24 protein-coding genes and 2 pseudogenes are annotated in these 26,637 nt (G+C 62.8%); 15 read left to right on the top strand and 11 right to left on the bottom strand.

Annotation, left to right across the window (positions count from 1 at the left end):
• Window positions 1-108 precede the first annotated feature (108 nt).
• The 3 genes from CXY73_RS15195 to CXY73_RS15205 are packed head-to-tail and all read left to right on the top strand — an operon-like array spanning window position 109 to window position 3,473.
• The gene (locus CXY73_RS15195; protein ID WP_104134322.1) at window positions 109-1,386 is read left to right on the top strand and encodes an RNA polymerase sigma factor; all 1,278 of its coding nucleotides are present in this window, start codon (window positions 109-111) and stop codon (window positions 1,384-1,386) included.
• A gap of 44 nt (window positions 1,387-1,430) precedes the next feature.
• Entirely contained in the window at window positions 1,431-2,711 is a 1,281-nt protein-coding gene (locus CXY73_RS15200; protein ID WP_146071774.1) for a MurT ligase domain-containing protein, read from the top strand.
• On the top strand, window positions 2,712-3,473 hold the full coding sequence (locus CXY73_RS15205) for a type 1 glutamine amidotransferase (protein ID WP_104178176.1): 762 nt from the start codon (window positions 2,712-2,714) through the stop codon (window positions 3,471-3,473). It abuts the gene before it with no gap.
• Between the two features lie 125 nt (window positions 3,474-3,598).
• On the opposite strand, the gene CXY73_RS15210 is transcribed toward CXY73_RS15205, so the two are convergent.
• Entirely contained in the window at window positions 3,599-3,850 is a 252-nt protein-coding gene (locus CXY73_RS15210) for a hypothetical protein (RefSeq protein ID WP_166787589.1), read from the bottom strand.
• Between the two features lie 194 nt (window positions 3,851-4,044).
• Here CXY73_RS15210 and CXY73_RS15215 point away from each other — a divergent pair, with 194 nt between their 5' ends.
• A complete protein-coding gene (locus CXY73_RS15215; RefSeq protein WP_233198376.1) occupies window positions 4,045-6,123 on the top strand; it encodes a type IIA DNA topoisomerase subunit B in 2,079 nt (692 codons plus the stop codon).
• A gap of 14 nt (window positions 6,124-6,137) precedes the next feature.
• Here the strand turns inward: CXY73_RS15215 and CXY73_RS15220 are convergent, their stop codons facing one another.
• A complete protein-coding gene (locus CXY73_RS15220) occupies window positions 6,138-8,627 on the bottom strand; it encodes a DNA topoisomerase (ATP-hydrolyzing) subunit A (protein ID WP_104178177.1) in 2,490 nt (829 codons plus the stop codon).
• A gap of 123 nt (window positions 8,628-8,750) precedes the next feature.
• On the opposite strand from CXY73_RS15220, the gene CXY73_RS15225 reads away from it, so the two are divergent.
• Window positions 8,751-9,896 (top strand): alkaline phosphatase family protein, encoded by a 1,146-nt coding sequence (locus tag CXY73_RS15225; protein WP_233198377.1) that lies wholly within the window; start codon window positions 8,751-8,753, stop codon window positions 9,894-9,896.
• Window positions 9,897-9,933: 37 nt separating this feature from the next.
• Here CXY73_RS15225 and CXY73_RS15230 read toward each other — a convergent pair whose 3' ends face one another.
• Complete coding sequence (locus CXY73_RS15230) at window positions 9,934-10,527, bottom strand: DUF3043 domain-containing protein (protein WP_104134318.1); 594 nt, start codon at window positions 10,525-10,527, stop codon at window positions 9,934-9,936.
• 38 nt (window positions 10,528-10,565) lie between these two features.
• Between CXY73_RS15230 and CXY73_RS15235 the strand changes: the two genes are divergently transcribed.
• The 5 genes from CXY73_RS15235 (at window position 10,566) to CXY73_RS15255 (ending at window position 15,846) form a co-directional block, all read left to right on the top strand.
• Entirely contained in the window at window positions 10,566-12,029 is a 1,464-nt protein-coding gene (locus tag CXY73_RS15235) for a dipeptidase (protein ID WP_104178178.1), read from the top strand.
• A 130-nt stretch (window positions 12,030-12,159) separates the two neighbouring features.
• Window positions 12,160-12,543, top strand: a complete 384-nt coding sequence (locus CXY73_RS15240; protein WP_104134316.1) for an iron-sulfur cluster assembly accessory protein — start codon at window positions 12,160-12,162, stop codon at window positions 12,541-12,543.
• A gap of 255 nt (window positions 12,544-12,798) precedes the next feature.
• Window positions 12,799-13,689 (top strand): cytochrome c oxidase subunit II, encoded by an 891-nt coding sequence (gene coxB / locus CXY73_RS15245; RefSeq protein ID WP_104178179.1) that lies wholly within the window; start codon window positions 12,799-12,801, stop codon window positions 13,687-13,689.
• Between the two features lie 3 nt (window positions 13,690-13,692).
• Window positions 13,693-15,423, top strand: a complete 1,731-nt coding sequence (gene ctaD, locus CXY73_RS15250; protein ID WP_104134314.1) for a cytochrome c oxidase subunit I — start codon at window positions 13,693-13,695, stop codon at window positions 15,421-15,423.
• Window positions 15,424-15,846, top strand: a complete 423-nt coding sequence (locus tag CXY73_RS15255) for a cytochrome c oxidase subunit 4 (RefSeq protein WP_104134313.1) — start codon at window positions 15,424-15,426, stop codon at window positions 15,844-15,846.
• A gap of 76 nt (window positions 15,847-15,922) precedes the next feature.
• Here CXY73_RS15255 and CXY73_RS15260 read toward each other — a convergent pair whose 3' ends face one another.
• From CXY73_RS15260 to CXY73_RS15280, 6 genes and pseudogenes are all read right to left on the bottom strand, one after another.
• Window positions 15,923-16,588, bottom strand: a complete 666-nt coding sequence (locus CXY73_RS15260; protein ID WP_158252963.1) for a methyltransferase domain-containing protein — start codon at window positions 16,586-16,588, stop codon at window positions 15,923-15,925.
• An 84-nt stretch (window positions 16,589-16,672) separates the two neighbouring features.
• Window positions 16,673-16,762, bottom strand: a pseudogene (locus tag CXY73_RS23600) (hypothetical protein); the annotation flags it as partial.
• A 34-nt stretch (window positions 16,763-16,796) separates the two neighbouring features.
• Entirely contained in the window at window positions 16,797-18,473 is a 1,677-nt protein-coding gene (locus CXY73_RS15265) for a ubiquinol-cytochrome c reductase cytochrome b subunit (RefSeq protein WP_104134311.1), read from the bottom strand.
• On the bottom strand, window positions 18,470-19,543 hold the full coding sequence (locus CXY73_RS15270; protein WP_104134310.1) for a ubiquinol-cytochrome c reductase iron-sulfur subunit: 1,074 nt from the start codon (window positions 19,541-19,543) through the stop codon (window positions 18,470-18,472). Before CXY73_RS15270 ends, CXY73_RS15265 begins: the two co-directional genes overlap by 4 nt.
• Window positions 19,544-19,639: 96 nt before the next feature.
• Complete coding sequence (locus tag CXY73_RS15275; protein ID WP_104134309.1) at window positions 19,640-20,455, bottom strand: cytochrome c; 816 nt, start codon at window positions 20,453-20,455, stop codon at window positions 19,640-19,642.
• A gap of 37 nt (window positions 20,456-20,492) precedes the next feature.
• Entirely contained in the window at window positions 20,493-21,122 is a 630-nt protein-coding gene (locus CXY73_RS15280) for a heme-copper oxidase subunit III (protein WP_255411392.1), read from the bottom strand.
• A gap of 143 nt (window positions 21,123-21,265) precedes the next feature.
• Here CXY73_RS15280 and trpD point away from each other — a divergent pair, with 143 nt between their 5' ends.
• Window positions 21,266-22,318, top strand: coding sequence for an anthranilate phosphoribosyltransferase (gene trpD, locus CXY73_RS15285; protein ID WP_104134307.1), 1,053 nt, complete (start codon window positions 21,266-21,268; stop codon window positions 22,316-22,318).
• A gap of 43 nt (window positions 22,319-22,361) precedes the next feature.
• On the opposite strand, the pseudogene CXY73_RS15290 reads toward trpD, so the two are convergent.
• Window positions 22,362-22,627, bottom strand: a pseudogene (locus CXY73_RS15290) (FGGY-family carbohydrate kinase); the annotation flags it as partial.
• A gap of 214 nt (window positions 22,628-22,841) precedes the next feature.
• On the opposite strand from CXY73_RS15290, the gene dhaK reads away from it, so the two are divergent.
• The 3 genes from dhaK to dhaM are packed head-to-tail and all read left to right on the top strand — an operon-like array spanning window position 22,842 to window position 25,252.
• Complete coding sequence (gene dhaK / locus CXY73_RS15295; protein WP_104134328.1) at window positions 22,842-23,843, top strand: dihydroxyacetone kinase subunit DhaK; 1,002 nt, start codon at window positions 22,842-22,844, stop codon at window positions 23,841-23,843.
• A 57-nt stretch (window positions 23,844-23,900) separates the two neighbouring features.
• Window positions 23,901-24,542 (top strand): dihydroxyacetone kinase subunit DhaL, encoded by a 642-nt coding sequence (gene dhaL / locus CXY73_RS15300; protein ID WP_104134327.1) that lies wholly within the window; start codon window positions 23,901-23,903, stop codon window positions 24,540-24,542.
• Window positions 24,543-24,544: 2 nt separating this feature from the next.
• Window positions 24,545-25,252 (top strand): dihydroxyacetone kinase phosphoryl donor subunit DhaM, encoded by a 708-nt coding sequence (dhaM, locus tag CXY73_RS15305; protein WP_104134306.1) that lies wholly within the window; start codon window positions 24,545-24,547, stop codon window positions 25,250-25,252.
• A 330-nt stretch (window positions 25,253-25,582) separates the two neighbouring features.
• Here the strand turns inward: dhaM and CXY73_RS15315 are convergent, their stop codons facing one another.
• The gene (locus CXY73_RS15315; RefSeq protein WP_104134304.1) at window positions 25,583-25,846 is read right to left on the bottom strand and encodes a pyridoxamine 5'-phosphate oxidase family protein; all 264 of its coding nucleotides are present in this window, start codon (window positions 25,844-25,846) and stop codon (window positions 25,583-25,585) included.
• A 262-nt stretch (window positions 25,847-26,108) separates the two neighbouring features.
• Here CXY73_RS15315 and CXY73_RS21610 point away from each other — a divergent pair, with 262 nt between their 5' ends.
• Entirely contained in the window at window positions 26,109-26,636 is a 528-nt protein-coding gene (locus tag CXY73_RS21610; protein WP_146071775.1) for a hypothetical protein, read from the top strand.
• The last annotated feature ends 1 nt before the right edge of the window (window position 26,637 follow it).

Genomic DNA, 26,637 nt, shown 5'->3' on the forward strand with positions numbered 1-26,637 from the left:
AACTTACAGTGTTGATATGAGCATCCCTGGGCTTGACATGGGTCCAAGTTCTGCCCAAAAACGCATCTGGCACCGTCACCGGTCGCACAGAAGCAGGTACGACTCCGCATGAGAGGTGCTCTAATGGCAACCACCGTAAAGACCGAGGCGTCCGACGAGACGCCCACGACGGCGGTCAAGAAGACCGTCACCAAGGCTGCAGCAGCCAAGGCCGCCGCGACGAAGAAGTCCGCAGCCACCGCAGCTGGCGTCGACAAGCCTGCTCCCAAGAAGCGCGTCACCAAGTCCAAGGTCGTCAAGAAAGACGATGAAGCCGACGTCGACACCGCGCCGGACGGCGAGGAAGACGACTCAGACGACGAAGGCACCAAGCGCCAAGCCTCGAACGAGCCGCTGCCGAGCGGCGCTCTCGTGCTGTCGCTGGTTGACGACGACGATGAGGTTCCGGTCTACTCGAGTGCCATCACCGGCGCGACGGCCGACCCGGTCAAGGACTACCTCAAGCAAATCGGTAAGGTCGCCCTGCTGAACGCTGCCGAAGAGGTAGAACTGGCCATGCGCATCGAGGCCGGCTTGTTCGCCGAGGACAAGCTGTCGGTCATGACCGATGTCGAGAAGAAGAACGCTCTCGGCCGCGAGTTGCAGTGGGTTGCCAAGGACGGCGCCCGCGCCAAGAGCCACCTGCTCGGTGCCAACCTCCGCCTCGTCGTCTCGCTGGCTAAGCGCTACACCGGTCGCGGCATGCAGTTTCTCGACCTGATCCAGGAGGGCAACCTCGGGCTCATCCGCGCCGTCGAGAAGTTCGATTATACCAAGGGCTTTAAGTTCAGCACTTATGCCACCTGGTGGATTCGTCAGGCGATCACCCGAGCCATGGCCGACCAGGCCCGCACCATCCGTATTCCGGTGCACATGGTCGAGGTCATCAACAAGCTCGCCCGGGTGCAGCGGCAGATGCTGCAGGACCTCGGCCGCGAACCCACGCCCGAGGAGCTCAGCCGCGAACTCGACATGACGCCGGAAAAGGTCGTCGAGGTACAGAAGTACGGTCGCGAGCCGATCTCCCTGCACACCCCCCTCGGTGAAGATGGCGACAGCGAGTTCGGCGACCTCATCGAAGACACCGAGGCCGTTGTTCCAGCGGATGCAGTCGGTTTCACGATGCTGCAAAAGCAGCTCGAGAGCCTCCTCGATTCGCTCTCCGAGCGCGAAGCCGGCGTCATTCGCATGCGCTTCGGTTTGGGCGACGGCATGCCCAAGACGCTGGACCAGATCGGCGATACCTTCGGCGTCACACGTGAGCGTATCCGTCAGATCGAGTCCAAGACGATGGCCAAGCTGCGCCACCCGTCCCGGTCGCAGTCCCTACGCGACTACCTCGAGTAAAGAGTGGCGTTGATACGGCAGTCCCGGATCGTGACCCTGCTCTCGTGAAGTCGGTGAAGTATGCTCCGGCGATTCTGATTGGTCGAGCGGTTCGGGTTCTGGCCCGCTGGCGCAAACCTGGTGGTGGCTCGGCCATCCCCGGCGTCGTCGTAAACCGCATCGCGCCTCGTTTCTTGGCCGACACCCTCAACGGCTTTCCGCTCGGTCTGATCATCGTGACCGGTTCGAGCGGAAAGTCGACGACGACCAAGATGCTCGTCGCCATTCTGCGGGCGCACGGCCTGACCGTGTTCACCAACCAGTCGACGGCCAATATCAGCCAGGGTTTGACCAGCGCCCTGCTTGAACGGGTCACCCTGACCGGGCGCATCTCCGGTGACGTCGCCGTTCTCGAAATGGACGAAGGGCACGGAGCCTTGATCGCCGGGTCGCTGGCTCCACGCGTTGTCGCCCTCACCAACGTCATGGTCGACCAGATCGACCGGTTCCACGACTCCGAGATGGTCTCGGCCCTGCTCGGGAAGATTGCTGCCCGCGCCACCGAAACCGTGGTTCTCAATGCCGACGACCGCTACCTCGCCGATGTCGGCGCCCGGCTCGAACCGAGCGTACGACTGTCCCGCTACGGTGTCACCGCCGACGTTCTCACTCAGCACCCCCGTGGCCTCGGCTACGCCGACACCACCCAATCGCGTCTGCCCGCTGGAACGGGACTCCAACTGACCGGAATGGCGGGGCGTACTGCCAAAGTTGATTTTCCTTCCGACGGCGGCAGCCACAGCATTGCACTGCCGGCTCGCGGCATCCACTACGCCGTTGATGCTCTGACCGCGCTCGGCGCCGCCGAGGCCACGCTGGGGGAGAGTTTCAACCCGGGTACCGCCTGTGCCGCCCTCTCGGCAATGCCAGCCGTTTTCGGTCGCGGCGAAGTCGTCACCGTCGGCGGTAAGGCGATCGAATTCGTGCTCGTGCAAAACCCGTCGAGCTTTCAGCTCAACGTCGACAGCCTCGAGGCCGGCACTGAGCAGATCATTGTGATCATCGGCTCCGATGTGCGGGATCCCTCATATTTCTGGCCGGTCGATACTTCGGGGCTCGGTCACGTGCTGATCGCCTCCGGGCTGAAGGCGCACGACATCGCCCTGCAGCTGGCCTACGACGGAGTCTCGGTCGATCGTATCGAACCCGACGTCGCGACCGCACTGGATGCCTTCCTGGCGCTGCCGGATCCTGTGTTTGGAATGAAAACGATAATCTTCTCGGCCGATGGCATGCGGCGCACTCGCGCCCACCTCGGCCTCGTCTCCAACGTTGAGGAATCGTAAATGACCGCCACGTCAATCGAGCGCCCCTTCACGGTAATCTCGCTGCTGCCCCGTCTCCTCGACACCAACGGCGATGCCGGCAACGCTCGAGTGCTCGCCCAGCGGGCCCGGTGGAGCGGCCGCGAAGCGCGAGTGGTCGACGTGCATACCCGGTCAGACCTGCCCGAGCACGTCGACGCGGTGTCGATCGGATCGGGAACGGATGCTACGCTGCTGCCCGCGAGGGATGCCCTCCGTACCGTAGTGGAGGACCTGCGAGTCTGGTCGAATTCCGGCGTGCCCATTATGGCTGTCGGCACCGGCTGGGAACTGCTCAGCTGGGGGATCGACCTCATCGATGGAACGGTGATCGACGGCCTCGGGCTAGTCGCCGGCCATGCGGTGCCACGCACCCGGCGCGCCACCGACGATATCATCGTGTCGACAAAGTATGGGCGGCTGATCGGGTTCGAGAACCACGCCCGCGACTATGCCGGCGCCGAAGCGAGCCCGCTGGGCCGAGTGCTCCATGGCACCGGCAATGCGGATGCACCGGCGAGTGGACCGCAGATCGAGGGGCTGACCATGGGTGAGGTGTTCTGCACCCACCTGCACGGTCCCGTTCTGGCCAAAAACCCCGGGTTGGCCGATCACCTGCTCGAGGCGGCCTTCCGTCGCCGCGGTCTCGCCTATTTCCGCGGCGCCGTAGCCGAATCCGTCGATGTGACCGCGCGGGTCGCGCGCAACCAGGTTGCATTGCGACTGGGGCAACCAGCCGAATAGCGGGCGGTCAGAATGCAGCCAGCCGGGCGTTAACGAGGAAACCGCGCAACGAGACTGGCCTGAGCCAGCCGCGCGCGCGGCATCCGTTCGACGTCAGCTAGAGCCGACTAAGGTTAGACGATCAGCTATGAACGCTGGTCTTCGAGCAGACGACTCGACTCGTCGTGCCAGCTCTCGGCAATGCTCGCGAGCTTCTCTTGATGCTTGCGGCCATGGTGAGCACAGAACAGCAATTCACTGTTCTTCACGACGACGCGAATATAGGCTTGGGCACCGCAGGCATCGCAGCGGTCGGCTGCGGTGAGCTGGTGGGGGGCGCCCTGCTTGTTTTCAGCACCGTTGTCTACAGCACCATTTTCGGTGGCGATCTGGGACATATTCTCCTCCTCCAGACTTTATTGCTTGAACCCTTTCACTAATGTAAACACGGCCTGGCTGGATTTGCGCGGTGATTGGGCGGTATTTCGCTCACCGCGTAGCCGCGTTGCTCAGTTGTGACCCGCGCATGACGGGAGGGGTCGGCGGGCGTTGCGCGAAGGCACCCCGGTTGGCCCCGGTATTCTTGACTGTTGTGAGTTCTGACTATTCCGCGCGCCACCTATCCGTCCTCGAAGGACTGGAGGCAGTGCGCAAACGCCCCGGCATGTACATCGGTTCAACCGACTCTCGCGGTCTGATGCACTGCCTATGGGAGATCATCGACAACTCGGTTGACGAGGCCCTCGGTGGTCACGGTGCGAGCATCAATATCGAGCTGCACCCTGATCAGAGCGTCGAGGTGCGCGACACGGCCCGCGGCATCCCGGTCGATATCGAACCCAAGACCGGTCTGACCGGCGTCGAGGTCGTTTTCACCAAACTGCACGCCGGCGGTAAGTTCGGCAGCGGATCTTATGCCGCGTCCGGCGGACTGCACGGGGTGGGAGCATCCGTTGTCAACGCCCTGTCCGAACGCCTCGACGTCGAGGTCGACCGGGACGGCAAGACCTGGGCCATGTCCTTCCACCGCGGAGAGCCCGGCCTGTTTGCCGACACGGGGGAGAAAAGTCCGGACGCCCCATTCACTCCGTTTAAGAACCAGAGCGAACTGCGAGTGATCGGAAAGGTCAAGCGCGGTATCACCGGAACCCGCATTCGCTATTGGGCCGACCGGCAGATCTTCACCAAGGGTGCAGCCTTCCAGACCGACGAGGTGCTGAACCGGGCCCGACAGACGGCGTTCCTCGTTCCCGGCCTGGCGATCGAGGTCGCCGACCGACGTACCGACGAGCACGTGGTCAGCCTGTTCCAGTTCGATGGCGGTATCAGTGAATTCGTCGAGCATCTCGCGACGGATGCCCCGATCACCGATACCTGGCGGCTGACCGGCAGTGGCACCTTCAGCGAAACCGTACCGGTACTCACCGACAAGGGCGCCATGGTGCCCACCGAACTCGTGCGCGACTGCCAGGTGGATATCGCCCTGCGTTGGGGGACCGGCTACGACACGATCGTGCAGAGCTTCGTGAACATCATCGCCACGCCGAAGGGCGGCACGCACCAGGCCGGCTTCGACGCCGGGCTGCTCAAATTTCTGCGCGGCCAGGTTGAGCTGAATGCCCGCCGGCTCAAGGTCGGCAGCGACAAGCTCGACAAGGACGACGTGATGGCCGGCCTCACCGCCGTGCTCACCGTACGCCTGCCCGAACCGCAGTTCGAGGGCCAAACGAAAGAGGTGCTCGGCACGCCGGCCGTGCGGGCGATCGTTGCCAACGTTGTCGCCAAGGTTATGGCGGAGCGCTATGCCTCGGTGAAACGAGACGACAAAACCCAGTCAGCTCTGTTGCTCGACAAGATCGTCGCCGAGATGAAGTCGCGCATCTCCGCCAGGGCGCACAAGGAAACCCAGCGGCGTAAGAATGCCCTGGAGAGTTCCTCCCTGCCGGCCAAGCTGGTCGACTGCCGCAGCAACGACGTGTCCACGAGTGAGCTGTTCATCGTCGAGGGCGACTCAGCGCTCGGCACCGCCAAGCTCGCGCGCGACAGCGAGCATCAAGCGCTGCTGCCGATCCGCGGCAAGATTCTGAACGTACAGAAAGCTTCCGTCTCAGACATGCTCTCCAACGCCGAGTGTGCCTCGATCATCCAAGTGATCGGTGCCGGCTCCGGGCGCAGCTTCGACCTGTCGGCGGCGCGTTACGGCAAGGTCATCATTATGAGCGACGCCGATGTCGACGGCGCCCATATTCGCACCCTGCTGCTCACCCTGTTCTTTCGTTACATGCGCCCGATGATCACCGAGGGCCGCGTGTTCGCCGCGGTGCCGCCGCTGCACCGGGTGGTTGTGATGAATCCGGGCAGCAGACCCAACGAGACCATCTACACCTATTCCGAAACCGAGCTGCACGCGGTGTTGACGGCACTCGAAAAGAAGAATCGCCGCTACCAGGACCCGATCCAGCGCTACAAGGGCCTCGGCGAAATGGATGCCGACCAGCTCGCGACCACCACCATGGAACGCGCCCATCGCACCCTGCGTCGGGTGCGCGTCGACGATGCCGAAGCGGCCGGTAAGGTGTTCGAACTGCTGATGGGGAATGATGTGGCCCCGCGCAAGGAGTTCATCATTGACAGCTCGGACAAGCTGTCCCGCGATCGCATCGACGTCTAACGGCCAGGAACAACCTAGATTTCAGCGCCGATGGCTCCGATGATGGCGTCGAGCATGACTCCGGAGGCATCCCGGCGGGATCCGGACTCGGGGAGGGCGCGGGGAGTGCCGTCTGGACCCACAGCCCGGGCCGGAGCAGGCCCGACCCAGGCGATGGCGAGGGTGTCTTCACCCTTTAGAAAACGCTGGGCGCGCACGCCGCCGGTGGCTCGCCCCTTGGCCGGGTATTCCGAAAAGTCGCTCAGTTTGGCACTGCCGGGGTCGGTCCCTGGCAGGGTCTGACTGCTCGCCGCGATCGTCACTACGATCGCCGTGGCGACGTCCTCGGTCGAGAGACTGGTGAAAAAGACGACCGACTCACCCGGCGTCAGCTTGATGCCCGCCATGCCGCCGGCCGCCCGGCCCTGTGGCCGCACGCCAGCGGCGGTGAAGCGTAATAGTTGGGCGTCCGAGGTGATGAAAACGAGGTCGTCATCCTCTGCGCCCTGTACCGCGCCAACCACTTCGTCCTTGGGTTTGAGCGCGACGATCTCGAAGTCGGGCTTGTTGGCCCAGTCCCCGGGGGTGACGCGCTTCACAACACCCTGGCGGGTGGCGAGAGCAATCGCCCGGTCGGAGTCGAGGGAGACAATGGCGAGTACGCGCTCCTTCTTGTCGGGCAGTACAAGGTACTCGCTGATTCGCACCCCGGCGGCGAGCTGAATCGACGTCGGCGGCATCACGGGCAGATCAACGGGAGAGAAGCGGATGAGGCGACCCTGGTTGGTCACCGCGCCCACCTCGGTACGGCTCGTCGTGTCCAGCGTGGAGAGCACAGCGTCGTGCTTGCTGCGGCGCTGCGGCGGCTGGATTCGGGGCGGAAGTGAATCGTCGACCCTGGCGAGGTCGACCCGGGCGATGCGACCGGTCACGCTCAGGAAGATGCGGGTGGCGATGTCCTGCACCTCGAGCACGGCCGCCTGGCGCTTGGCGGCGGCCGCCGACAGTCCCGCAATGCTCGGCTTCGCCTCGGTCAGTACCGTGCGGCGCGGGGTACCGAATTTTTCGGCGACGGCAACGAGCTCCTCGGAGACCAGCGTGCGGATAGCGGCCTTGGAAGACAGGAGTTTCTCCAGCTTGGCGATTTCGGCGAGCAACTGATCGCGTTCGGCTTCGAGTTCGATGCGGGAGAACTTGGTGAGGCGGCGCAACCGCAGTTCCAGGATGTACTCGGCCTGGATCTGGCTCAGGTCGAACACGTCGATGAGTTTGGCGCGGGCCTGCTCGGTGTCGTCGCTCGCGCGAATCACCTGGATGACCTCGTCGATGTCGAGAATGGCCACGAGCAGGCCGAGCACGAGGTGCAGGCGTTCCTTGCGGCGGGCCAGCCGGTAGGCGGAGCGGCGGGTGACGACGTCGATACGGTGATTCACATAGACGTGCAGTAATTCAAGCAGGCCGAGGGTCTGCGGGGCTCCGTTGACGAGGGCGACCGCGTTGATGTTGAACGAGTCTTCGAGTGGGGTGTAGCGGTAGAGCTGCTCGAGCACAGCGTCAGGGCTGAAACCGGTCTTGATGCCGATGACGAGACGCAGCCCCTTGGTGCGGTCGGTCAGGTCGGTGACGTCGGAGATACCGCTGAGCTTCTTCGAGTTGACGCCGTCTTTGATCTTCTCGATCACCTTTTCCGGGCCGACCAGGTACGGGAGTTCAGTCACGACGAGCCCGGTCTTGCGGGCGCTGATCGACTCGACCGAGACGCGAGCCCGGGTCTTGAAGTTGCCGCGGCCGGTGCTGTAGGCATCCTTGATTCCGGCCAGACCGACGATGGTGCCGCCGGTGGGCAGGTCGGGCCCGGGCACGAACTCCATCAGGTCGTCCAGCGTCGCGTTCGGGTGCGCGAGCAGATGCCGGGCGGCCCCGACGACCTCGATCAGATTGTGCGGTGCCATATTGGTCGCCATACCGACGGCGATGCCGCTCGTGCCATTGACCAGCAGGTTGGGGTAGGCGGCCGGCAATACATCGGGCTGGGTCAGCTGGTTGTCGTAGTTGGGCACGAAGTCGACGACGTCTTCGTCGAGGTTCTCGGTCATGGCGAGCGCCGGGGCCGCCAGACGGGCTTCGGTGTAGCGGGGAGCGGCCGGCCCGTCGTCGAGGGAACCGAAGTTGCCGTGTCCGTCGATCAGCGGCACGCGTAGCGAGAACGACTGGGCCATGCGCACGAGGGCGTCATAAATGGCGGTGTCGCCGTGCGGGTGCAGCTTGCCCATCACCTCACCGACGACACGGGCGCTCTTGACGTGCCCCTTGTCCGGGCGCAAACCCATCTCGCTCATCTGGTACAGGATGCGGCGCTGCACCGGCTTGAGACCGTCTCTGGCGTCGGGCAGGGCGCGCGAGTAGATCACCGAATAGGCGTATTCGAGGAAGGACCCCTGCATCTCGACCGACACATCGACGTCCTCGATGCGTTCGGTGCTGGCTGTGCTGGCGGCGGGTGTAGTGCTGTCTGAGCGGCTCATTCGCGAATTCTGCTTCAAGCGTGCGGCGGCGACCGAGTGTTCCGGTCACCGCCGCACTACGTCTGGGGCGCTCTCGGGAGCGCTGGAGGGCGCGGGTTCGTCCCTGTGAAAGAATAGAACCCGATGCTCACCATGCTACCGGCCCGCCAATTCAGTGCCCTGCGCCTGGCCGATGTTCTCACCAGTTCCCTCGATGCCGTTTGTGCCAGACCGAATCCGCTCGGGTTGCCCGCGGTGCGCAAAGCGGTCGTAATTCTGGCGGACGGCCTCGGCGTCAGCTCGATCCGTGCCCGCGCCGGGCACGCCCGTTTTCTGGCTTCCCGCCTCAACAAATCCAACATTATCGACGGGGTCTTCCCGGCCACGACCGTGGCGGGGATAGCGACCCTGACCACCGGGGTGGAACCGGGCCAGCACGGTCTCGTTGGCTACCAGGTGCTCGATGCGGCTCGCGACCGGGTCGTCAACCAGTTGACCGGCTGGGACGAGGGCATGCAACCCGCGACCTGGCAGCGGGCTCGCACCGTTTTCGACCGGGCCGCCGACGACAACGTGCCCAGCTTCGCCATCGGCGCGAAAAAGTTTTTGGACTCCGGCTTCACCCAGGCGGTGTTGCGTGGAGCACAGTACGTGCCCGCCGAGACGGTGGCCGATCGATTTGCCGCCGCGCGCAGCATCCTGAATGAGAACCCCACCGCCCTGATCTACCTGTACGTCGCTGAACTCGACGTTGTCGCCCACGCGCACGGCTGGGAATCGGACCGTTGGTTGGCTGCACTCGAGAACCTCGATTCGGAGGTGACCCGGTTCGCGGCGACGCTGCGCTCCGATGAGGGGCTACTCCTCACCGCAGACCACGGCGTGATCGATGTGCCCAGCACCAAACACGTGCTGTTCGACACCGAGCCGGTACTGGTTACTGGGGTTCGCCACGTGGCGGGGGACCCGCGCTGCGTGCAGCTCTACCTTGAACCAAAGCAGTCCGTGGTCGACGCTGACTCGCTTGCGGGTGCCTGGCGGCAGTCGCAGGGGGATCGTGCCTGGGTTTATACTCGCGCCGAGGCGGTGGCGGCCGGCCTCTACGGGCGCGTGGCCGACGAGGTGCTGCCGCGCATTGGCGATGTGCTCATCGCCGCCCGCAAGGGGATCGCCTACTACGATTCCCGGACGGTCAACCAGAAGGCGCGCGGCATGATCGGGCAGCACGGTTCCCTCACCGATGAGGAAGTGCGCGTGCCGCTTGTTCGTGCTGGTGCCTTCGAGCGATAGCGAAGACTCCGGCGCCCCGGCTGGGGTGCCGGAGCGGTTACACCGGGTACTGGCGGCGCTTGACCTGCGGCTTGGGCAGACGCATCGGCCGCAACTGCAGCGCACGCATGGCTGCATACCAGCGGATGCGTTCGGCCTTCTCCTCGCCGAATTTGGCCTCGATCTTCTTGGTGAGGATGAAGCCAAGTGCGACGCAGTCGACAACGGCGAGGATGAAGAAAGCCCAGAGCGCAATGATGGACACGCCAGCGACACTAGGAATCGTGGTGAGCAGGATGACCAGGAACATGATCGGGATCATCAACTCGCCCACGTTGAACCGTGCGTCGACGTAGTCACGGGCATACCGCTTCTGTGGACCGCGTTCGCGCAGCGGCAGATACTTGTCGACACCAGCAGCCATGCCGGCCCGAGCGACATCGCGAGCCGCTGTGGATTTGGCGCGTGCCTGCTTGGCGGCGAGCTTGCGGTCGTCCGGCACCAGCGGGCGCTTGTTGGCCGCTTCCTGCTTCTTGCGGGTGGGGGTCGCCTGACCCTTGCCGGCAGTGTGCGTGAGACCGAGGCGCGCTGCGGTCTCGTCTGAGCTTTCAATCGACGGCTGGGCGTCGGGGGTTACGGGAGTCTTAGCCACATCAAATCCTTGCAATTGGGTGCCTTAAGATTACCCGTATGACTGGTAACGCACAGACAAATTCCCCGACCAAGGGCTTCGCCGCACACTCGGAAGCGGAGTCGGGGGCGCAAAACGCCATCCGCACCGCCGTCGAACAGTGGCTCCCCAGCACGATCGCCGACCTGTGCGCGTTGGTGCGCATCCCATCGGTATCCTGGGCCGCCTTCGACCGTGCCCACGTCGCCGCCAGCGCCGACGCCGTCGCTGCGCTCGTGCGCGACCTCGGCGTGTTCGAGTCCGTCAACATCGTGCAGGCCGCCACAGTGCCGGCAAGTGCGGGCGGCGGCACCGAACTCGGCCAGCCGGCCATCCTCGCATCTCGTCCGGCCCGCAACGGCCGACCGACCGTGCTCCTTTACGCTCACCACGACGTGCAGCCTCCCGGCAAGGACGAAGATTGGGAATCCGACCCCTTCACCCCGACCGTCCGCGGCGACCGGCTCTACGGGCGCGGTGCCGCCGATGACAAGGCTGGCGTCATGGCGCACGTGGCATCCATTCGTGCCCTGGTCGTTGCCGTTGGCCTGGACTTTGAGCTCGGAATCGCGCTCTTCATCGAGGGCGAAGAAGAGTTCGGGAGTCGCTCCTTCGCGACTTTCCTCGACGAGAACCGCGAGGCCCTGCGCAGCGATGTGATCGTCGTGGCCGATTCCAATAATTGGGACGTGAACACGCCCGCCATCACGACTGCACTGCGCGGAAACGTCACCCTGCGGCTCACCGTGCGCACGCTCGCGCATGCTTCGCACTCCGGCATGTTCGGCGGAGCGGTCCCGGACGCCATGCTGGCCATGATCAAGCTGCTCGCGACGCTGTACGGTGATGATGGTTCGGTTGCCGTTGCCGGGCTGACCAGCATCGACGTGCCCACCCCCGACTACTCCGAGGAACAACTGCGCGCCGAAACCGGGCTCCTGCCCGGTGTCAGCCCGATCGGATACGGTTCCATTCTCAGCAGAATCTGGTCGCAGCCCGCCCTCACCGTCACCGGTATCGACGCCCCGAGCGTCGACAATGCGTCGAACACGCTCACACCCAGTGTGAGCGTTCGAATCAGCACGCGCATCGCGCCCGGGCAGTCCGCGGTCGAGGCCATGGTCGCCATCGAAACGCACCTGCGCGAGCACGCCCCCTTCGGTGCGGTGATCGAGATCGACGATGTCGACACCGGCGAGCCCTTCCTGGTCGACACCAGCGGCTGGGCCGTTACCGAAGCACGATCGGCCATGACGGATGCCTGGGGCACGCCGCCGGTAGACATTGGCGTGGGAGGATCGATACCGTTCATCGCCGACCTGGTGCGCGTTTTTCCGGCCGCCCAGATTCTCGTGACCGGGGTGGAGGACCCCGACTCCCGCGCGCACAGCCCGAACGAATCCTTGCACCTGGGGGTCTTCAAACGGGCCGTACTCAGCGAAGCGTTCCTGCTCGGCCGCCTGAATGAACGCACCGGGCATTGACCGCGTGAACCCCGTTCAGGGAAGTATGAGAGCGTGGGAATGCCCAGGTCGACTTTCTGGTTGTCCGAGGTAGAATTATCGAGACCAAAACCTGCGTGCGAAGCAGTCACTGCGCGAACCAAGGAGAACCATGACCGACACCATGACCCCGACTATCAGCTCCGTTGACGTGGCTACGCCTAGCGCCGCGCACGGCATCGCCCTCACCGAGGTCGCGGCACTCAAGGTGCGCAGCCTCCTGACCCAGGAAGGTCGAGAAGACCTCCGTCTGCGCGTCGCCGTGCAGCCCGGCGGATGCTCCGGCCTGATCTACCAGCTGTACTTTGACGAGCGGGTTCTCGAAGGTGATGCCGTCGTCAACTTCGACGGTGTCGGAGTTGTCGTAGACAAGATGAGCGTCCCGTACCTCGATGGCGCCTCGATCAACTTCGAAGACACGATCGAGAAGCAAGGCTTCACCATCGACAACCCGAACGCCGGCGGTAGCTGCGCCTGCGGCGATTCCTTCAGCTAGGCATCCGCTTCAGAAAAACTGTTGGGCAGGGACATCATCGGGTGATGATGTCCCTGCCTTTCTTGTTTCCACCCCGTCATTCTTCGGCCGTTTTCTCCTGGTCTCGCAGGATTTGACGGGCCATCAGCGGTGGCGCTGCAGAAAACCTCGCCGCCACGACCCGAGGGTGCACTTCGAACACGCTATCGCGGAGTAGGCTGAGATCGATCAAAACACTTCCTGAGAAGTGTCCTCGAATCTCCCGAAAGGTCTCCGGTGCGCAATAACCACCGCCTTCGTTGGGCTGCTATTCCGCTCGCAGCGACGTTAGCCGTTGTACTGGCCGGATGCACGCAGGCCCAGCTTCACGGCTTCCTGCCCGGCTTTAATGAAGAGGGTGAAGCGCCGGTCAGTAATCAGACCGATCGCATCGCCGGATTGTGGACCACGGGGTGGATCGTTCTCCTCATCGTGGGTCTCATTACCTGGGGGCTGGTCATCTGGACGATCGTGGTCTACCGCCGAAGGAAGGGCCAAACCGGGCTCCCGGTCCAGCTGCGCTACAACATGCCGATCGAGATTTTCTACACGGTCGTGCCGCTCATCCTGGTCATCGGATTCTTCGCCTTCACGGTTCGTGACCAGATCGCCATTGAAAGCCGATTCGAAACTCCAGACGTCAAGATCGAAGTGCAAGCCAAGCAATGGGCGTGGGACTTCAATTATGTCGACGAAGACGTTTATTCACCCGGAATTCAGGGTCAGCCAGATCCCGACGGCGAACGCGGTTCACTCATCGAGTCTGAACTTCCCGTGCTCGTTCTGCCGGTTGACCAGAAGATTGAAATCGCTCTCGAATCTCGCGACGTTGTCCACTCCTTCTGGGTTATCGACTTCCTCTACAAGAAGGACGTCGTTCCTGGAAAGACCAACTACATGTCGGTCATCCCCGAACGCATCGGCACCTTCAAGGGCAAGTGCGCCGAGCTGTGTGGCGAATATCACTCGCTCATGCTCTTCAACGTCGAAGTCGTCTCTCAGTCGGACTACGACACCTACATTCAGACTCTGCGTTCCGCGGGCAACGTCGGCCAGCTCGACAACGATTACGACCGCAATCAGACTCAGCCGGGCACGAGTGCCCCAACGGCTCCGGAGGGCAACTAAATCATGAGTACGACCATCGCACCAGTCGAGTCACGTCCGGCACCGCCGGTCTCTCCGTCTGCGGAGCCCAAGGGAAATATTCTCGTTCGGTGGATCACCTCTACCGATCACAAGGTCATCGGGTACATGTACCTGATCACGTCGTTCATCTACTTCTGCCTCGGCGGCGTCATGGCGCTCATCATCCGTGCCCAGCTGTTCGCCCCCGGACTCGATGTCGTGCAGACGAAGGAGCAGTACAACCAGCTGTTCACGATGCACGGCACGATCATGCTGCTGATGTTCGCGACACCGCTGTTCTTTGGATTCGCTAATTTCCTGGTTCCGCTCCAGATCGGTGCTCCAGACGTTGCGTTCCCGCGACTCAACGCACTGGCCTACTGGTTCTTCAACTTCGGTAGCCTCATTGCCGTCGCCGGGTTCCTGACCCCGCAGGGCGCGGCATCCTTTGGATGGTTCGCCTACCAGCCACTCGCCAGTACAACGTTTTCGCCGGGAGTCGGCGGCAATTTGTGGATGGTCGGGCTGGGACTGTCGGGCTTTGGCACCATTCTTGGCTCGGTTAACTTCATAACCACCATCATCACCATGCGTGCTCCTGGTATGACGATGTGGCGTATGCCCGTCTTCACCTGGAACACGCTCATCACCGCGCTGCTCAGCCTGATGGTCTTCCCGGTGCTCGCCGCCGCCATGCTCGCTGCAGCATCCGACCGCATCTTCGGCTCGCACATCTACGACGCGGCCAACGGTGGTGCCATACTCTGGCAACATCTATTCTGGTTTTTCGGTCACCCCGAGGTGTACATCATCGCCCTGCCGTTCTTTGGTATCGTGTCCGAGGTCTTCCCGGTGTTCAGCCGCAAGCCGATGTTCGGGTACAAGACGCTCATCTACGCAACCATCTCCATCGCCGCACTCTCCGTCTCGGTCTGGGCACACCACATGTACGTCACCGGCTCAGTCTTGCTGCCGTTCTTCTCGCTCATGACCATGCTCATCGCGGTGCCAACCGGGGTGAAGATCTTCAACTGGATCGGCACCATGTGGCGAGGGTCGCTGACCTTCGAGACGCCTATGATCTGGGCCATCGGCTTTCTGGTCACGTTCACCTTCGGTGGCCTCACTGGCGTGATCCTGGCGTCGCCGCCGCTCGACTTCCATGTGTCAGACACCTACTTTGTCGTCGCCCACTTCCACTACGTGGTCTTCGGTACCGTCGTGTTCGCCATGTTCAGCGGGTTCTACTTCTGGTGGCCCAAGTGGACGGGCAAAATGCTCAACGAGAGCCTCGGCAAGTGGCACTTCTGGTTGCTGTTTATCGGCTTTCACACCACGTTCCTGATCCAACACTGGCTCGGAGTCATGGGGATGCCGCGTCGATACGCGACATACTCCCCGGAGGACGGCTTCACCTGGATGAACCAGGTATCCACCACCGGTGCCATGATCCTCGCCGTGTCTATGATTCCATTCTTCCTGAACGTGTACATCACGGCCCGCAAGGCGCCACTCGTCACGGTCAACGACCCGTGGGGCTATGGCTCCTCACTTGAGTGGGCTACGTCCTGCCCACCGCCGCGTCACAACTTCACGTCCATTCCGCGAATTCGTTCCGAACGGCCGGCCTTCGACCTCAACCATCCCGAAGCCGGTCTGCCTATCGGAATCGGTCCCGGTAAGGATGCGCCCGACGTGCTGGTCTACGATATCGACTCGAATCAGGTGAAATAAGTGAAGACCAATGTCAACCTGCTCTGGGTGCTCACCGTCTTCTTCGCGGTCGTCACGGCTGTGTACGTCGTCTGGAGTCTGCTCGATCCCTTCCACGGACGGGTCGAATGGGCAGGCACGTTCATGCTCGGACTGTCGACACTGCTCATGGCATTCGTCGCGTTCTACCTGGACAAGGTGCACGCCGCTCAGGGTGGCGAACTCCCCGAGGACCGCCTCGATGGCAACATCGACGACGGAGATCCCGAAATGGGCTTCTTCAGCCCGTGGAGCTGGTGGCCGATCTTCCTCGCCGCTACTACGGCGCTGCTCTTCCTCGGCCTAGCGGTCGGCTTCTGGATCTGCTTTATTGGGCTCGGTCTGGGCCTGATCGCCCTGACCGGATGGGTGTACGAGTACTACCGAGGCCTGTTCGCCCGCTAACCACACAGCAACCAAGCGACACCGATCTGCCGTTACCGGCAGGTCGGTATCGTCGTTTAGCGATCCGTCAAGCGTGTCAGCACAACTCCGTGGCGCGGCGACGAAATCCAAAGACATCAAAGGCGATCGTCACGTCTTGCACCGACGCTGGAGTCGACTCAGGCCCCGCCGATGCAGCGTGATGGGACGACGGGCCCATGCCGATAAGCGAGACCACCTCGGCCGCTGAGAGCGCTGCGTTTTGTTCCATTTGCTGCGCGCTCTCCAGGGCGAACCAGGCCCCGAGACTCGCTTCGAGATGTGCGGCTTTGTCGGCCTGCATCTCCACGGCCAGGCCGGCCCGCCGCAGCTCATGCAAATGCGTTGGCCGGGGAACCACGACGAGAAGCAGCCCACCGGGTCGGAGGACGCGGTGGAACTCCGCAGCATTGCGGGGTGCGAACACGTTGAGAATGACGTCGACAGCAGCGTCCTGAACGGGAAGCGGGGACCAGACATCCGCGACCAGCCCGTCAATGCGGTCGTGTGAGCGCATGGTTCGACTCACGGCTGTGGGGGAGAGATCCATGCCGAGCGCACGCACGTCCTCACCTGGGGGCAATGCCGCGCGTAGATAATAACCGGTGCCGCAGCCTACGTCCAGGAGGCGACGGGGGTGCTCGGCGGAGATAACGGCGCGGACGGCGGCCTGGAGCGGTTCGTACCAGCCGGCCGCGAGAAAAGTGTCACGGGCATCGAGCATAGCTGCGCTATCACCGATGAACTTGGGCGCGCCGGTGAGGAGATTGATGAAACCCCGTTTGTTGACGTCAAAGGAATGCCCCGTGCTGCATCCCAATCGTAGTGTGCCGGTGGGGGAGAGGGGCAGAAAACAGTTCGGGCATCGAAGCCACTCCGATAACGTCTGGAGTGACATCGATGCCCGATCTGTGCTGGTGCCTGATATAGCGCTACTTGTCGGTGATCTCCGACTGGTGCTCCTGGTCGGTGATTGCTGCGGGGTGGTCGCCGTGGGCGTGACTCAGCTCGGTCTGCGTGATCGGAGTGATCCGATCTTCGAAGAACCAGCGGGACAGTCCGGCGCGAACCTTCTCGGCAGGGCCGATCTTGCCCTGGGCGTTGGGGCGAAGCATGAGCGGCTTGAAGTCGCTGTAACTCACCAGCTTCCAGCGCTCGTACTCATCGACCGGCTGGTGTACTTCGACGAATTCACCGCCGGGCAGTCGAACGATGCGGCCAGACTCGTAGCCGTGCAGCACGATCTCGCGGTCCTTCTTCTGCAGCGCGAGGCAGACGCGCTTGGCGATGAAGAAGGCCAGAATCGGACCCAGCAGCGTTGTGGCCTGGAGGGTGTGGATAACACCTTCCATGGTGAGGTGGAAGTGCGTGGCCATGATATCCGATGAGGCTGCGGCCCAAAGCGAGGCGTAAAACGTGACGCCCGCAGCACCGATAGCGGTGCGGGTCGGAGCGTTGCGCGGTCGATCCAGCACGTGGTGCTCGCGCTTGTCTCCGGTGATCCAGGCTTCGATGAAGGGGTAGACCATGACAGTGACGATGAACAGTCCGACCACGGCCAGCACGACCACAATATTGAGCGAGTAGGTGTGGTTCAGCCACACGAACTCCCATCCCGGCGGAATTAAACGCATGGCTCCGTCAGCAAAACCGATATACCAGTCGGGCTGGGTACCGGCCGACACCGGCGACGGGTCATACGGGCCGTAATTCCAGATCGGGTTGATTGTGAACAAAGAGGCGATCAGCATGACTACGCCGAAGACGATGAAGAAAAACCCACCGGCCTTGGCGGCGTACACGGGGAGCACCGGATATCCGACCACGTTCTGGTTGGTGCGTCCCGCGGCCGGGTACTGGGTGTGCTTGTGCACGACGACAAAGAGGAGGTGCATTGCGATCAACGCGACGATGATCGCGGGCAGCAGCAAGATGTGCAGCGAATACAGCCTTCCGACGATATCGGTACCGGGGAATTCTCCGCCGAAGAGCAGGAACGAGGTCCAGGTTCCGATCACCGGGATGCCCTTGACCAGACCGTCGATGATGCGCAGGCCGTTACCGGAGAGCAGGTCGTCGGGGAGAGAATAGCCGGTGAATCCTTCGGCCATCGCGAGGATGAACAGGATGAAACCGATCACCCAGTTGAGTTCGCGCGGCTTACGGAACGCCCCGGTGAAGTAGATCCGCAGCATGTGCAGCCCAATGGCGGCGACAAACAGTAGCGCTGCCCAGTGGTGTACCTGGCGCATGAGCAGTCCGCCGCGAATGTCGAACGAAATGTCCATGGTTGACGACATCGCCACGGACATTGGGACGCCCTTGAGCGGCGCGTAGGAGCCGTCATAGACGACCTCTGCCATGGACGCCTGAAAGAAGAAGGTCAGGAACGACCCAGACAACAGGATGATAACGAAACTATAGAGCGCTACTTCGCCGAGCAGGAATGACCAGTGGTCAGGGAAGATCTTGCGACCAAGTTCTTTGACCGCGCCGGAGATGCTCGTGCGCTCGTCGATGTAATTAGCGGCCGTGGCCGTGAAGCCGCCAGCCTTCTTCGTCCCGACGGTTTGATCCTCAGCGGATTCGCGGGTGTTTATTGTTGTCATGCTCGCTCCCAGAAACTCGGGCCGACTGGTTCAGTGAAATCGCTCTGCGCGATCAGGTAGCCTTCAGCGTCCACGGCAATCGGGAGCTGTGGTAGTGCCCGTTTGGCCGGTCCGAAGATGACCTTACAGTGGTTCTCAACATCGAACTGCGACTGGTGACACGGGCAAAGGAGATGGTGGGTGTGCTGTTCGTACAGCGCTACCGGGCATCCCACGTGAGTGCAGATCTTGGAGTAAGCAACGATGCCCTGGTAAGACCAGGTCTTGCGTTCGTCGGATTCAACTAGGTCTGCTGGGTCCATACGAATAAGAAGGACGGCTGCCTTGGCTTTTTCTTCCAAGCGACCGTGCTCCATCTCGGACAGGCCTTCGGGAATGACGTGGAAGGACGATCCTAGTGTAACGTCGGACGCCTTGATTGGCGTGCCGCTTGGGTCCATCGTCAGGCGGACGCCCTTTTTCCACATGGTTTCGTGGAGCAATTCGACCGGGTTCTGGTCCATTGGACCGAGCCCGCGGAACAGGACGACGGCCGGCAGCGGGAATACGACAAGGGCGCCGATCAGGCTGTTACGAATAAGCGTTCGGCGGCCGAAACCGGATTCCTCATTCGCCTGCTGAAAGATCTCCACGGCGCGAGCCCGAACGGGTTCGGTTCCACGAACCGGGTGGCGTTCGTCAACGCCTTCATGATCGCTCATGAGCGCCTTACCCCAGTGCACGGCACCGATACCAATGGCGAGCAGTGCCAGGCTGAGTCCAAGTCCGATGAACAGGTTGTTGAGGCGCACGGAGCCCGGATCTTCCGGGACGATGGGGAAGGCCATGTAGGCGGCGATCGCGAAAACGCTACCCACGATGGAAACGTAGAACAACGTGTAGACGGCACGCTCCGCTTTGCGCTCTTCCTTATGGTCAAGGTCGGTGACGCGCGGACGGTGCGGTGGGAATCCCGGATTAACCAGGGAATCCCGTGTGACGACGGCTGTACTTGCGGCGACTGGAGCGAGCTCCTCGCCAGGCGAGTCGGGGGCGGTTACGTCCTCCGCGCCGTTATCGTCCTTGGCCATTGTTCTCCTTTGTGGGCTGTGAAAATACTCTGCGCGTTTGTACTGCGCGGCGTGCGGGTGAAACCGGGTAGCGAGTCGAGACCGGCTACCCGCTTATCAGTTAGATTTTGCGGTGATCCACACGGTTAGGGCCACGATTGCGCCCAGTCCGAAGATCCAGATAAAGAGTCCCTCAGCCACTGGCCCCAGAGAACCGAGTGCCAGGCCGCCCGGAGACGGGTTGTCTTCGACGTACTTGAGGTAAGTGATGATGTCGCGCTTATCTTCAGGCGTGATGTTCATGTCGTTGAAGACAGGCATGTTTTGCGGGCCGGTGATCATGGCCTCATAGATGTGCTGTGCTGACACGTTCTCGATCGCGGGCGCGAACTTGCCCTCGGTCAGGGCGCCGCCGGCGCCGGCCACGTTGTGGCACATCGCGCAGTTGATCCGGAACAATTCTGCGCCATTTGCAGCATCGCCAGCAGCAGCGTCGAGCAGTTCAGCCGCCGGAATTGCGGGGCCGGGAGCCAGAGAAGCGACATAGGCCGCGAGCGCTGTGATCTGTTCAGGAGTGAACTGCACCGGCTTCTTCTGTGCCTGTGGCCCCTGCATCTGCATGGGCATGCGTCCGGTGCCGACCTGGAAGTCCACCGACGCTGCGCCGACTCCGATCAGGCTAGGGCCTTCCGCGGAACCCTGGGCGCTCAGTCCATGGCAGGTTGCACAGTTAGCGGCAAAGAGCTTTTCGCCCTCAGCGATGGTCTGCTGCGACGAAGAATCCGTTGTCGCAACGGCGGTGCTGGTACTGAAGGCCGCATAGGCGCCTCCGGTGAACAGGAGTCCAACGGCAATAAGAGCAATGCTGGCGAGCGGGTGGCGACGCCCGGTTTTGCGTGGCCGGCGTGTACGAGGTGTTTTGATCGTGGTCATGCTGAAGTAGTCCGCTCCCGTTTCTCAGTCAGAACTTCTATTTAAGAACGTAGATGACCAGGAAGAGCCCGATCCAGACGACGTCGACGAAGTGCCAGTAGTAGGAAACCACAATAGCGCTGGTGGCTTCTTTGTGCCCGAAATTCTTGACCGCGAAACCGCGCCCAATAACCAGAAGGAAGGCGAGCAGGCCCGCCGTCACGTGAATTCCGTGGAAGCCGGTCGTGATGTAGAAAGCTGAACCGTAAGCGTTGGAAGAAAGTGAGATTCCTTCGGACACCAGGGTGGCGTATTCGAACACCTGACCGGTAACAAAGATCGCGCCAAGAGCGTAGGTGAGGAAGAACCACTCGATCATGCCCCACTCGCTCGGCTTCCAGCCGGTCGACCGGGCCTGCAGTCGTTCGGCCGCAAACACCCCGAACTGGCAGGTCACCGACGAAGACACCAACACGAGCGTGTTGATCAACGCAAAGGTGAAATTGTGCTTGTCCGCCTCGAAGAGCCAAAGCTCGGAAGAGGTCGAACGAAGCGTGAAGTAGATGGCGAAGAGCCCCGCGAAGAACATCACTTCGCTGCCCAACCACACAATGGTGCCCACAGCCACGCTGTTAGGCCGGTTCACAACGGGCGCACTCGCCGTCTGAGTAATTGAGGAGCTGGTCACCCCTCCATTATGGCCGATATTCCCACAGGTTTTTCTCAATCGGGCATGCAAGTGATCTTTTATGCCCGATGGAGTGGTTCATTTCCAGGGTGGTTTCGGCGTGAATTCGGGCGAGTCAGGCCCGTTCTCCTAAGATCGAAAACATGCTTGAATCGCAGACTTGGCCAAATATTTTAGATTCCCTCCTCTCTGGTCGGGACCTCAGCGTGGCGGACGCCGCCTGGAGTATGGAACGGATCATGCTCGGCGAGGCCAGCCCCTCCCAACTCGGAGCCTTTTTGGTGGCCTTGCGAGCCAAAGGGGAGACTGTCGATGAGATCGTCGGCTTCCGGGATGCGGTGCTGGAGCACGCCATTGAACTCCCCGTCAATCCGATGGCGCTCGACATCGTCGGAACCGGCGGCGACCAGTTAGGCACGGTCAACATTTCGACCATGGCATCGATCGTCTGTGCAGCGGCCGGTGTGCCGGTCGTCAAACACGGCAACCGGGCGGCCAGCTCAGCTTCCGGGTCGTCAGACGTATTAGGTGAACTCGGCATCGATCTGTCGCGCGACGCTGCTCGGGTGGCTCAGGTCTTTGAAGAGACCGGAATTACCTTTGCCTTTGCGGCGGCCTTTCATCCGGGCTTTCGGCACGCGGCCCTCACCCGGAGCGAATTGGGCATCCCCACGGTGTTCAACTACCTCGGCCCGCTGTGCAACCCGGCGCGCCCAGAGGCATCCGCTGTCGGCGTGGCGAACCTGGACCGGGTTCCCCTCTTCGTCGGCGTGTTTCAGACTCGCGGTGCGACCGCCCTAGTTTTTCGTGGCGATGACGGACTCGACGAACTCACCACGACCGGGCATAGCCACGTTTGGGAGGTCTCCCGTGGCCTCGTAACCGAGCATGACATTGACCCTCGTGACCTCGGCCTCAAGCGGGCGCAGCTTAACGACCTGGCTGGCGGTTCCCCGCAGCACAACGCCGATGTTGTGCGTTCCGTGCTGGCGGGCGACCGGGGTCCGATTCGGGACATCGTGCTGCTCAACGCCGCTGCCGGTCTCGTCGCCTTCGATCTGGCCAACGATCCAGCTCAGGTGCAGGTCGCGATTTTGGATCGTTTTCGCAGCAAAATGGTCGTGGCTGCCGAAGCGATTGACTCCGGGGCAGCCGCAGCCAAATTGTCCGCGTGGGTGGCGGCGACACGGATCTGACCCCCGCCGCTGTCCAATCGGGGGCCTGCTACTGCACGTTTTCGTCATCTATCTTCGACCTCCAACGGCTGCCCTCCGGCCAGTTTGTGCGCAGTTCGTCGAGTCCACTCCAGTATCCGACCGCGAAGCCGACCGCGTAGGCGGCGCCCCAGGCGGTCGTCTCGGCGACGATGGAACGCACCACGGGAGCGCCGTGGATATCGGCCTGAAACTGCAAGAACATGTTTTGGCGATCATTCCGCCGTCGACCTTGAATCGGGTCAGGGGAACGCCGGAGTCGACATTGACCGCGTCAATGAACTCGCAAGTCTAAAAGGCTGTCGCCGCGGGGATACCGAAGCCGCCCCTTTACGGTGAGCGGATGGCCTCAACATAGCGCCGCGTGTCGCGAAGGGGAACCGCTCGTTCAAGTTGCCTCGAGCCCCGCTCGAACGTGGTCAGGGCGCGTATGTCGACCGTGGGAGAATGCGCTTGGGGCGAAGTGTCCGATCGATCCGTGGTAGCACCGAGCGAATGGCAGGTCATGAAGAAGCTCATCAACGATCCGAAGCACGTCGTCAACGAAGCCGTCGCCGGATTCGAGGCTGCGCACGGCGATATTGTGCGCGTCTCACCCGATCCGCTCTTCATTGTGCGAGCGGATGCACCGCATAAAGGCAAGGTGGGCATCGTCAGCGGTGGCGGCAGCGGACACGAACCTCTGCACGGCGGATTCGTGGGTCTCGGCATGCTCGACGCCGCCGTTCCCGGTCCGGTCTTCACCTCCCCGACGCCGGATCCCATCCTCGCCGCGACCCAGTCAGTGGATGGCGGCGTGGGGGTGCTGCACATCGTGAAGAATTACACCGGGGACGTGCTGAATTTTGAGACCGCAGCCGATCTCGCATCCGCTGAAGGAATCGACGTTCGTACGGTTATCATCAATGACGATGTCGCTGTGAAGGACTCGCTTTACACAGCCGGACGCCGCGGTGTGGCCGGAACGGTGCTGGTCGAGAAAATCACCGGTGCGGCTGCCGAACGCGGGGATGACCTGACAGCCGTCGTCGCAGTAGCGGAAAAAGTCAACTCTCGGGTGCGCACCATGGGGGTCGCGTTGACGCCGTGCGTGGTGCCGCACGCCGGCGAGCCGAGCTTCGTGCTCGCGGACGATGAGATCGAGATCGGTATCGGAATCCACGGTGAGCCCGGCCGGGAGCGCATCAAGCTCGAGCCGGCCGATGCCATCGTCGACCGACTCCTCGCGCCCATTTTGGAGGACCTGCCGTTGGCCAGCGGCGACCAGGTTCTGCTTTTCGTCAATGGTATGGGCGGCACGCCGCTGGTTGAGCTGTACATCGTATTCCGGCGCGCGGCCGAAGTACTGCGCGAGCGGGGCATTACGGTGTCGCGCAGCCTCGTCGGCAACTACACGACGAGCCTCGAAATGGCGGGAGCATCGATTTCCGTGCTGCAGCTGGATGCGGAGCTCACCGCTCTCTGGGACGCACCGGTGCAGACGGCCGCGCTACGGTGGGGACGATAGAAGGTGGCGCCGATGAGCCCGGATGCAGGAAGAAATTCGGACCAGGCCGACGGGGCATTGACTCTGGATACCGCCTGGACCGTGCGGTGGATTCGGCGTAGCGCCGAGATATTGGCCGCCGAGCGCACCGCGTTGAACACGCTCGATCGTGACATCGGCGACGGCGATCACGGCGAAAACATGGATCGCGGTTTTCAGGCGGTCCTGCCCAAACTCGACGGTCTGGCTGACGATGCGAACCCGAGTGCCGTGCTCAAGTTGCTCGCCACCACGCTCATTTCTACCGTCGGCGGAGCCGCCGGGCCACTGTACGGTACCGCGTTTCTGAAAGCCGCCGGCGCAACTGCTGCCACTGGTACCCTCGACAGTCTGGCGCTCGTCGCGCTCCTGACGGCGGCCAGGGACGGCATCGTGCTGCGCGGCAAGGCCGGGGCGGGGGACAAAACCATGATCGACGCCTGGAGTCCGGCCGTCGATGCGGCCCAGGCCGCGCAGTCGGCCGGCGAGAGCGCACCGGCCGTGCTGACAGCGGCAGCGGATGCCGCAGCACGGGGCGCCCAGGATACCGAACCGCTCGTGGCGCATAAAGGCCGGGCGAGCTACCTCGGTGAGCGGGCGATTGGACACCGGGATCCGGGCGCACAGTCGACGGCGCTCCTGCTACGCGCCGCGGCCGATGCGACCCGAGTGATGGACTGAGCATGCCGGCATCCGCTGACCGGGTTGGCCTGGTATTCGTCTCGCACAGCGCGAAGATCGCGGCGGGGCTGGTTGAACTCGCGCGTCAGATGGCACCGACCGTGCGACTCGTCGCCGCCGGCGGTACCGACGAGGGCACAATCGGTACGAGCTTCGATAAGGTCACGGCGGCACTGGCCGAGGCGGATGGGGGCGCCGGTGTGGTGATTGTGTGCGACCTTGGCTCGGCCATTTTGACCGCGGAAACGGCCCGCGATTTTCTCGACGAAGCGGAACAGGTTCGGGCACGGATTGTGGATGCTCCGCTAGTCGAAGGCGGGGTTGCGGCGGCGGTCGCCGCGGAGATCGGGGGAGACCTCGACGCCGTCGTGGCAGCTGCGCGCACCGCACTTCAGTCGACCGACACGTGCCAGACCAGTGCCGACGCCGGGACCGCAGTTCTAGCTGGTGATGGGGAAATCTCCCGGACCGTGGTTTTGGTGAACAAGGACGGTCTGCACGCTCGTCCGGCGGCGGAATTCGTGAACCTCGCAAGCACCTTCGCTGTGCCCCTCACGGTAAACGGCACGGACGCGACGAGCCTGCTCAGCATCATGTCGCTCGGACTAGCCCGGGGGAGTAGCGTGCACCTGGCCTCAACCGATCCTGCGGCTGGGCCCGCGATCAACGCCCTCGCGGCCCTGCTGGAAGCCGGATTCGGCGAGGACTAGCTCACCCCGCACGTTATTTTGCATACCAGTTACGTGCTATATTGTCCAATCGGGCGTATCGTAATGGCATGATGCAGGATAGGAAGACCCTAGGCGGTATGGAACAGTGGGGTGCGACCGATTTCCGGTTGTGCCCGATCTGCGGTCATGCGATGCGCGAACATACCATCGACCACTCGTCGCGAAACGCGGTGGTCAATTGTCCGGTGTCGCACCCCGGGGCTTGGGATCGTGACGCGTTCGAACCGGTCAACGAATTTGGCATGGTTGTACACCATGTGCACGCCTGATCTGCAATTCTGATTGCACAGCCAGTTCTCTGCCACTGGTTCAGCGACGGCAAACAGAGGCGGGAAGTTTCGTTCCGTCCGCCGTCAACGGTGAGGGGATACGCAGCACGATGGTCGCGGCCAATTCGCGGCGCGTTGTCAGGCGTACCTCTTCGCTTCGACCGGGCATGAGCCGGTCGGAGAGAACGAGGAGCGCCCGTTCCTTCTCCTCCGACGGAATCACGGTCGGGAGGCCGTAGATCACCGCGCTGCGATAGTTTATGCTGCTGTCGAACAGGGTGCGCACGAAGACCAGACCGTCCAGCCGAGCGCTCGCTCATCGGCTCGACGTGTCGCGGGGGAGCGTGGTCACGGCCTACGAGCAGCTCAACGGTAGGGGGTGTTTGGTCAGCACCCAGGGAGCGCCGACGCGCGTGGCAGTCCTGCTTCACGGGACAACCCTCGCGACGCCGGCGTGACCGCGAATGGAAGGAGGTCAGCAGCATCCGCTCGATTTGCTGGATTTGACACCGGGATACCCGTCGACCCAAAGATTGTCGGGGCGTGCCTGGACGGCCGCGTGGCGAGTGGCCACCGCGAAACTCATACCACAGAGCGAACCACCCCTGCAGGGCACCCTGGCCCTGCGTGCGGAAATCGCCGACAACCTGCGGCACGCCAGGGGAGTGCGATGTGCGCCGGGCGGTGCTGGCTGTGCGTCACGATCTGCCCGGCCACCCGGGCACGACGCTGTCGGCACTGGACGGCGGGCTGCACGCGGTGCTCGGCCTGCAAAACCAGGCCCGGGCCAGCACAGCGATTTCAGAGCTGGCAGCTCGGGGATCAGGGTCGCCGACCTTCGGGACTATTCAGCCTCGCCCGGTGCAGCGGATGCCCCGGCCGGTCTGGTGTTCGGGTACGCCGCCGTCAGCGATATGGCCCTGGAGCGTGCCCTCGAGTACATTCGCGCCGTGACCGCGACGGATGCTGTTCCACGCAGATCAGTGGAGACCACCTGGCCGGGGTTCCATTACCGCCTGGCTACCCGGCGCCGTTCGCGGTCGATCTCGTGGGACCCGGGGTGTCAGCGAGCATCGCGCCGAGGTCTAACCTGAG

Source organism: Cryobacterium sp. Y50, assembly GCF_002929805.1.
GTDB lineage: Bacteria > Actinomycetota > Actinomycetes > Actinomycetales > Microbacteriaceae > Cryobacterium.

Excerpts from the sequence above, each read along its gene's own strand:
- CXY73_RS15260 (WP_158252963.1), bottom strand. The coding sequence starts at position 16,588 with ATGCTCGATGCCCGTGACACTTTTCTCGCGGCCGGCTGGTACGAACCG.
- CXY73_RS15275 (WP_104134309.1), bottom strand. The coding sequence starts at position 20,455 with ATGACCACGATCAAAACACCTCGTACACGCCGGCCACGCAAAACCGGG.
- dhaK (WP_104134328.1), top strand. The coding sequence starts at position 22,842 with ATGAAGAAGCTCATCAACGATCCGAAGCACGTCGTCAACGAAGCCGTC.
- CXY73_RS15265 (WP_104134311.1), bottom strand. The coding sequence starts at position 18,473 with ATGACAACAATAAACACCCGCGAATCCGCTGAGGATCAAACCGTCGGG.
- CXY73_RS15225 (WP_233198377.1), top strand. The coding sequence starts at position 8,751 with ATGCTCACCATGCTACCGGCCCGCCAATTCAGTGCCCTGCGCCTGGCC.
- trpD (WP_104134307.1), top strand. The coding sequence starts at position 21,266 with ATGCTTGAATCGCAGACTTGGCCAAATATTTTAGATTCCCTCCTCTCT.
- CXY73_RS15205 (WP_104178176.1), top strand. The coding sequence starts at position 2,712 with ATGACCGCCACGTCAATCGAGCGCCCCTTCACGGTAATCTCGCTGCTG.
- dhaM (WP_104134306.1), top strand. The coding sequence starts at position 24,545 with ATGCCGGCATCCGCTGACCGGGTTGGCCTGGTATTCGTCTCGCACAGC.
- CXY73_RS15235 (WP_104178178.1), top strand. The coding sequence starts at position 10,566 with ATGACTGGTAACGCACAGACAAATTCCCCGACCAAGGGCTTCGCCGCA.
- ctaD (WP_104134314.1), top strand. The coding sequence starts at position 13,693 with ATGAGTACGACCATCGCACCAGTCGAGTCACGTCCGGCACCGCCGGTC.
- CXY73_RS15240 (WP_104134316.1), top strand. The coding sequence starts at position 12,160 with ATGACCGACACCATGACCCCGACTATCAGCTCCGTTGACGTGGCTACG.
- CXY73_RS15195 (WP_104134322.1), top strand. The coding sequence starts at position 109 with ATGAGAGGTGCTCTAATGGCAACCACCGTAAAGACCGAGGCGTCCGAC.
- CXY73_RS15270 (WP_104134310.1), bottom strand. The coding sequence starts at position 19,543 with ATGGCCAAGGACGATAACGGCGCGGAGGACGTAACCGCCCCCGACTCG.
- CXY73_RS15220 (WP_104178177.1), bottom strand. The coding sequence starts at position 8,627 with ATGAGCCGCTCAGACAGCACTACACCCGCCGCCAGCACAGCCAGCACC.
- CXY73_RS15210 (WP_166787589.1), bottom strand. The coding sequence starts at position 3,850 with ATGTCCCAGATCGCCACCGAAAATGGTGCTGTAGACAACGGTGCTGAA.